At 72.9% G+C, this 7,235-nt stretch carries 6 protein-coding genes and 1 pseudogene; 3 read left to right on the top strand and 4 right to left on the bottom strand.

Annotated elements, in window-relative coordinates; genetic code table 11:
• Positions 1–1,165 (top strand): annotated as a pseudogene (locus FOE67_RS11225) (hypothetical protein); the annotation flags it as partial.
• Between the two features lie 136 nt (positions 1,166–1,301).
• Here FOE67_RS11225 and erpA read toward each other — a convergent pair.
• Positions 1,302–1,655, bottom strand: a complete 354-nt coding sequence (erpA, locus tag FOE67_RS11220; RefSeq protein WP_143617914.1) for an iron-sulfur cluster insertion protein ErpA — start codon at positions 1,653–1,655, stop codon at positions 1,302–1,304.
• Positions 1,656–2,276: 621 nt separating this feature from the next.
• Here erpA and nadA point away from each other — a divergent pair.
• Entirely contained in the window at positions 2,277–3,467 is a 1,191-nt protein-coding gene (gene nadA / locus FOE67_RS11215) for a quinolinate synthase NadA (protein ID WP_182663148.1), read from the top strand.
• 297 nt (positions 3,468–3,764) lie between these two features.
• Here the strand turns inward: nadA and FOE67_RS11210 are convergent, their stop codons facing one another.
• Positions 3,765–4,610, bottom strand: a complete 846-nt coding sequence (locus FOE67_RS11210) for an NAD(P)H-binding protein (RefSeq protein WP_182663146.1) — start codon at positions 4,608–4,610, stop codon at positions 3,765–3,767.
• A 567-nt stretch (positions 4,611–5,177) separates the two neighbouring features.
• Here FOE67_RS11210 and FOE67_RS11205 point away from each other — a divergent pair.
• The gene (locus FOE67_RS11205) at positions 5,178–6,005 is read left to right on the top strand and encodes a helix-turn-helix transcriptional regulator (RefSeq protein ID WP_182663145.1); all 828 of its coding nucleotides are present in this window, start codon (positions 5,178–5,180) and stop codon (positions 6,003–6,005) included.
• A gap of 275 nt (positions 6,006–6,280) precedes the next feature.
• Here FOE67_RS11205 and FOE67_RS11200 read toward each other — a convergent pair whose 3' ends face one another.
• Both FOE67_RS11200 and FOE67_RS11195 read right to left on the bottom strand, forming a co-directional pair.
• A complete protein-coding gene (locus FOE67_RS11200) occupies positions 6,281–6,436 on the bottom strand; it encodes a hypothetical protein (protein ID WP_182663143.1) in 156 nt (51 codons plus the stop codon).
• Positions 6,437–6,443: 7 nt separating this feature from the next.
• A complete protein-coding gene (locus tag FOE67_RS11195; protein WP_182663141.1) occupies positions 6,444–7,175 on the bottom strand; it encodes a response regulator in 732 nt (243 codons plus the stop codon).
• Between the last annotated feature and the right edge of the window lie 60 nt (positions 7,176–7,235).

Raw genomic sequence — 7,235 nt, 5'->3', positions numbered from 1 at the left:
GGACGGGGGGTGGGACGACGACGGCTTCGGCCTCGGCTCCGCCCCGCGCACCCCGGCCGAGCCGGTGGGCGAGAAGGAGGCGCTGGCCGCCGCCCGTCCCGTGCTGGAGGCCCTGGGGCTGGGCGGGATGGAGGCGGACGCCGGAACCGCCTTCGGGGAGAACCGCGCCGTGCGGGTCTCCCCCACCATCGACGACCTGCGGGTGCTCAACTGGGACACGCTGGTGGAGATCGACCCCGAGGGCTCCCCGGTGGCCGGGTCGGGCACCCTGCTGGAGGCCGAACCGGCCGAGGAGTACCCGCTGGTGAACGCGGAGGGCACGCTCGACCTGCTCAACGAGACGCTCGACGCGGACCCCGTCCCTCCGGCGGATCTCCCCGCGGAGGACCGTGCCGGTGCGGAGGAGCCGGTGACCGACAACGGTCCGGGCGGGGACGCGGAGGGGGGCCCGGCCCGTGAGGTCGCCCCGGTCGCCCCCGACGGTGTCGGCCTGCCGGGTGAGATCCCGCCGGGGGACGGCGGGGACCACGGCGAGGAGGGGGCCGGGGAGACCCTGCGGGTGGTGGACGCCGAGCCGGTTCTGGCGCCCTACCTGACCGCGGAGGGGCCGATGCTGGTGCCCTCCTGGCTGTTCACGGTGGAGTCCCCCGACGCCTCCGGGCTCGGCTTCCCGGTCTCGCACCCCGCGGTGCACCCCGATCACGTCGAGGGCGCCGGCCGGGGGCCGGGTGCCGGGGAGGCGGCGGCACCGCCCGCCCGGGAGCCGGGTCTCGTTCCCGGCGGGGGCCCGACCGACGATCCCGGCGAGCACCGGGCGTCCGGGCCCCGGGACCCGGACCCGGAGACCGGTCTCTACCCGCCGGGGGACATGGAGGGCGGGGACGGCGGCTCGGACGACCCGATGACGGCTCCGTACGTCTCCGCCGATCCGGGGGATCCGTACGCGCTGATCCACCACCACTGGCAGGGGGTCTGCGGGGAGTACCGGATCGTCGCCGAGGAAACGGCGGAGAGCGTGACCCTGCGGGTGGAGCCGGAGCCCACCGACCCGGAGACGGTGTGCATCATGATCGCCGTCGCGGTGGCCGACCGGGTCCCGCTGGAGGAGCCGCTGGGCGACCGCACGGTGTTCGACGGTGAGGGTCGGGAACTGCCCCGTTCCTGAGTCGGGCCCCGGCGCCTTCCGCCGGGGCCCCTCGGCCGCCGCACGCGGCGAACGGCGCGGGTCCGCTCCCGGAGGGGAGCGGACCCGCGCCGTTCGGGTCCGAGGGGCGCCGCGCGGGGCGGAGCCGGCTCGACGGTCAGCTGAAGGAGTCGCCGCAGGCGCAGGAGCCGGTGGCGTTGGGGTTGTCGATCGTGAAGCCCTGCTTCTCGATGGTGTCGACGAAGTCGATGGAGGCGCCGTGCAGGTAGGGGGCGCTCATCCGGTCGGTGACGACCTTCACGCCGTCGAAGTCCTTCACCACGTCCCCGTCGAGCGAGCGCTCGTCGAAGAAGAGCTGGTAGCGCAGTCCGGAGCAACCCCCCGGCTGCACGGCGACGCGCAGCGACAGGTCCTCGCGGCCCTCCTGCTCCAGCAGGCTCTTGACCTTGGCCGCGGCAGCGTCGGACAGGATGATGCCGTCACTCGCAACGGTCTTGTCCTCAACGGACATGTGTTCCACTCCCGGGTCGTTGGACTGCTCTGCCGTCTGCGCGAACAGTCGGCCGACCGGTTTCATTCCGCGGTCGGCGTTCTTCGCTTCTCGTGGGCTTCCGGTTCGGCTCTCCGGAGGCTCCCTCCCGGTCCGGGTCGAGGGCCGGGTCCCGGCGAGGGAACCGGCGGGTCCGGGCCGGCGGGTGCGGGGCGGGCCCGCCCTCCCATGCTCGCACACCCGCGATCGGTCGGTCCCGACCCGGAACCCGACCCCGACACACGGTATGCGTCACAGTGACGCGATCAACAGGAATCGGCATCGTCACAGCGACGAAAAGCCGCTATCATAATTACCGTCAATAAGACGAAAAGAGTCGTCGGGTCGCTTCCGCAGCGGGCCGCGTCGGAGGCACCCGCCGGACCCCGCCCACGGGACAACGGGCCGGAACGGGTCGCTTCCGCGCGTCCGCGCGGGGCACGGCCCCGTGTCGTTCCGGGATGCCCCGCGCGGTACCGCGCGGAGAGCGGCACGGAACGCCGCGAGGCCGCCGGAAACCCGTCGAAGCAGCGCAGAAGCCCCCAGAAGTCCGCAGAAGCCCGCGGAATCCCCGCAGAAGCCCCCGCAGAAAGGGTGCGTGTCGTGACCACCGCCCAGACCCCGGACGTCCAGCCCACCCCGCTCGCCCTGCTCCTGCTGGGGCGGGGCGCCGACCCGGCCAGCGAGCGCGGGGTGGACTGCCCCGGCGACCTGCCCTCCCCCTCCGACCCCGGCCTGGTCGAACGCGCCCGGGCCGCCAAGGAGCGCCTCGGGGAGAAGGTCTTCGTCCTCGGCCACCACTACCAGCGCGACGAGGTGATCGAATTCGCCGATGTCACCGGTGACTCCTTCAAGCTCGCCCGTGACGCCGCCGCCCGCCCGCAGGCCGAGTACATCGTCTTCTGCGGCGTGCACTTCATGGCCGAGTCGGCGGACATCCTCACCTCCGACGCCCAGCAGGTGATCCTCCCCGACCTCGCGGCGGGTTGCTCGATGGCCGACATGGCCACCGCCGAGCAGGTCGAGGAGTGCTGGGACGCGCTCACCGCGGCCGGCGTCGCCGAGGACACCGTCCCCGTCTCCTACATGAACTCCTCCGCCGACATCAAGGCCTTCACCGGCCGGCACGGCGGCACCATCTGCACCTCCTCCAACGCCCGGCGTGCCCTGGAGTGGGCCTTCGACTCCTCCGGCGGCGGCGGGCGGCGGGTGCTCTTCCTGCCCGATCAGCACCTGGGCCGCAACACCGCCATCCGCGACCTGGGGATGGCGCCGGAGGACTGCGTGGTCTACAACCCGCACCGGCCGAACGGCGGGCTCACCCCCGAGCAGTTGCGCGACGCCCGGATGATCCTGTGGCGCGGCCACTGCTCCGTGCACGGCCGCTTCTCCCTCGACTCGGTGCGCGAGGTCCGCGAGCGGATCCCCGGCGTCAACGTCCTGGTGCATCCCGAGTGCCGGCACGAGGTGGTGGCCGCGGCCGACCGGGTGGGGTCCACGGAGTACATCATCCGCGCCCTGGAGGAGGCGCCGGCCGGCTCGAAGTGGGCGATCGGCACCGAGCTGAACCTGGTCCGCCGGCTGGCCAAGCGGTACGCCCCGGAGGGCAAGGAGGTCGTCTTCCTCGACCGCACGGTGTGCTTCTGCTCCACCATGAACCGCATCGACCTGCCCCACCTGGTGCGCAGCCTGGAGTCGTTGGCCGAGGGGCGGGTGGTCAACCGGATCACCGTGGACGAGGAGACCGCGCACTGGGCGCGGGTGGCGCTGGAGCGGATGCTGGCCCTCCCCTGAGCGGGGTCCCCCACCCGAACGGGGGCCCACCGCCCGGGGATCCGCGGCCCCTCCGACGCCCCCTCACCCGCCGGGCCCGCCGGCGTTCCGCCCCCGACATCCGGGGCGGGACACCGGCGGGCCCGTTCGTCACGGGGTGCCGTTGGGAACGCCCTCGGCCATGAGGGGCACGACCCGGCCGGGAGGAACGGCGGCAACAGTCGCGACGGGAAGAGGCCGGGACCGTGCCGCCCGATGTCGGCCCGGGCGCCCTTCCGCCACCGCCCCCGTCGTCATCGGGGGCGAGGTGGGAAAGGCTCACTCCCGCGCCCACTCGTACGCGTGATCGGAGACGAATTCGGCAAAGGTGCGCGGCGGACGGCCGGTCAGTTCGAGCACCGCGGTGCCGACCCGGTCCTCGCGTCCCTCCTTGATCCCGCGCTCGACGGCGGCAAGGGCGTCGGCGAACTCCGGCGGCATTCCGGAGGCACGGTAGAGGGCGGCCTGCTCCTTCTCCGTAATACGCTTCACCCGAACCTCTCTGCCGGTCCGCGCGGTGATGATCTGCGCGGCCTGTGGATAGCTCATCCCACACGGCCCGGTGATCAGGTAGTCGCTCCGGGCGTCCGCCCCCGGGTCGACCAACAGCGCGGCGGCACCGGCCGCGATGTCCCGTACGTCGACCCACCCCAGCCTGCCGTCACCGGCTGCGGTGCGGATCTCACCGTGTCGATGAATGTGCTCGGCCAGTGGGTGCGGGCGCAGGAAGTTCTGCATGAAGCCGGACGCGCGGAGCACCACGCCTCCGGGTTGAGCCCGAACCCGGGCGGCCATCTCCACGGCGCTGGGTGCGTTCGGCAGCACGATGGCGGAGCCGAGCATCACGAGGCGCCGGATACCGGCCCGCCGCGCCCGGCGCAGGAAGGGCTCGACCAGCGGCAGCGGGTCCACACTCTCCACCGGGGGAACCAGGAAGACCCGGTCCGTCCCGTCGAGCGCGGGTCCGTGTGTGGTCGGGTCGTTCCAGTCGAAGCGGATCGCATCGGGATCGGCCGCGTCCGGGTTCCGGCCGGCGACCCGTGTCCGCACGCCGGCGTTGCGGAGTACTTGCACCAACGCCTTACCGGTCTTGCCGGTCCCTCCGGTCACGAGCACTCCGGACATCAGGTGTTCCTTTCCATCGAGTCGATCGATTCGGTGAGCCCCCCCGGCATCGGCGGCCACCGACAACGGGCTCCGGTCATCCCGATACGGGGCGATCAGCCCGTCGCGGACCGCGGGAACCACGATGTGGTCCGGGCGGCAGGGCCGGGAAGTGGCCACGGTGCGGCCGATGGCCGTCCACTCCACCACAGCGGTGTCCGTGTGATCCGTGGGCCGCACGGTGGGCGCGGCCACCTCCTTCATGTCCATCGGATCCGGATGGGGGCGAGGTGGGCACGTACCTCCTCGCGTCCGTGGAGAACACGAGGGGAGCCCCCGGCCGCGAAGGGGAATTCCGCGATTCCCCCCGGGCGCCCACGGGTCCGCCACGGCATTCCTGTCCTCGGCCGACATCAGGTCGATCATGCGGCGAAAAAATTCATCGGGCGCACCGGACACCGTTTCCCCTCGTGGTCGACGAACCGACCGGGCCACCGTGCCCAGCGGATGGGTGGGCGCGGAACGGACAGTTGAGCCCCGGACCACCGGTGTGAGGCTCGGCTGTCCCTCCTGTGGCAGGATCGAGGAGTGAGCAGCCGGGAACTCGCGGACTTCCTCCGCCGCCGTCGTGAGGGCCTGCGGCCGGAAGACGTGCCGGCCGAAGCGGCGCTTCCACCGAGCCGGCGCGCCCGCCGCACACCCGGACTGCGCCGCGAAGAGGTGGCCGCCCTGGCCCAGGTGTCGGCGAGCTACTACGAACGGCTGGAACGGGCACGGGCACCCCGGCCCTCACCGCAGGTGCTGTCCGCGCTGGCGAGGGCTCTCCGGCTCACCGAAGCGGAGCGTGACCACCTGGCCCGCCTGGCCGGACAGGTGCTGCCGGCGGAGAACGACGGCGCGCCGGAGCGCGTACCCGAGGAGGCCCAACGGCTGCTCGGCAGACTTGACGGCATCCCCGCCTACATCGTCAACGACCGGCAGGACATCGTCGCCTGGAACGCGGCAGCCGCAGCCCTGATCACGGACTTCTCCCGTCTCACACCCGACGAGCGCAATCTCACGCGCCTCTCGAGGAGATTCCGTGACACCCTCTGCACCGGCGCGCCCGGTTCGGAGGCCGATTTCTCTCGGCAGGTGGCCGCCGAATTGCGCGCGGCCCGCGTTCGGTACCCCGCGGACAACGTGCTCGCAGAGCTGATCAACGAGTTCGCGGCCCACGATCCGGATTTTGCGAGCAGTTGGCGTCATCACGCTGTGCGCCCCGTTCCCTGCGTGCGAAAAAATCTGCGTCACCCCACGCTGGGCGAGCTGGAAATCGACCGGCACGTCCTCGGCCTGCCCGGCTCGGGTTTCTCCCTGGTGATGTACACCGCGGAAGCCGGCAGCCCCAGCGACTCCGCGCTGAAGAGCCTTTGACCGCCGCCCGCACGGAAGCCACCGCGCGGGGGTGTGGCCGCGCGGGTGGAACCGCGGCGCGGTCCGTCCCCGGGTGGGGCCGGGACCACCGGAGGTGACGGCTCCGATCCGGTTGTCCGCGCCGTGGGCGTGGGTCACCGGAAGCGGGCGCCCGACCGGCACCTCCCCGGGCCTCGTCCCGCGCAGCGGAACGACCCCGGACTCACCCACAGGGGCGACCGCACACCGGATCACCACCGTTCACGGCCGGGGGCAGCGCTCCCACCGGCACCCCGTCATCCGGTGGACGCGGTCGGCGCGGGCCGGGCGTCGAAGGTGTCGCCCCCGCCGCCCGGGGCGGGCCCGCTCCGCTCGCACCCCTCGGCGAGGAACAGCAGCCCGAGCAGCGAGCCGATCAGGAGCACGACGATCATCCGGGAACGCGTGTTCATGCACCGATCATGCCGGCGCGTCCCTCCTCGGCGCGGCCCGCCCGATCCCCCCGCAGCCGGCCCGTACCAGACCCGACTCGTAGGCCACGATGACCAGTTGGGCCCGGTCCCGGGCACCCAGCTTGGTGAGCAGCCGGTTGATGTGCGTCTTGACGGTGAGCGGGCTGACCGAGAGGCGTTCCGCGATCCCGTCGTTGGACCACCCGGCCGCGACCTCCACCAGCACCTCGCGCTCCCGGGCCGTCAGGGCCTCCAGTCCCACCGGTTCGGCCGGCACCTCCGAGCGGCTCTCCTCCTGCTCCAGGAAGCGACGGATCAGACCGCCGGTGGCCGACGGCGAGAGCGGGGACTCACCGCCCGCCGCCCGCCGGATCGCGGTGATCAGTTCCTCGGGCTCCGCGCCCTTGCCGAGGAACCCCGAGGCTCCCGCCCGCAACGCGGCCACCACGTGGTCGTCCTGCTCGAAGGTGGTGAGGACGAGGACCCGCACCCCCGCGGTGGACGGATCGGCGAGGATCGCCCGGGTGGCCTCCAGGCCGTCGACGCCGGGCATCCGGATGTCCATCAGCACGACGTCCACCCCGGGGTCCGCCCCCGGGCCCGGGGCGGCGAGCGCCTCCAGCACCTCGCGTCCGTTCCCCGCCTCGCCCACCACCGTCATGTCCGGCTCGGAATCGACCAGCACCCGCAGCGCGCTGCGCAGCAACACCTGGTCGTCGGCGAGCAGTACCCGGATCATTCCCGCTCCTCCCCGGCACACGGGAGGATGCGGCGGATGCCCCGCTCCCCCCTCGCGGAC

Origin of the sequence: Streptomyces calidiresistens (assembly GCF_014141525.1) — a bacterium.
Classification (GTDB): domain Bacteria; phylum Actinomycetota; class Actinomycetes; order Streptomycetales; family Streptomycetaceae; genus Streptomyces; species Streptomyces calidiresistens.
Note: the sequence above shows the minus strand (reverse complement) of the source record. Positions and strands in the feature narration are given on the sequence as shown.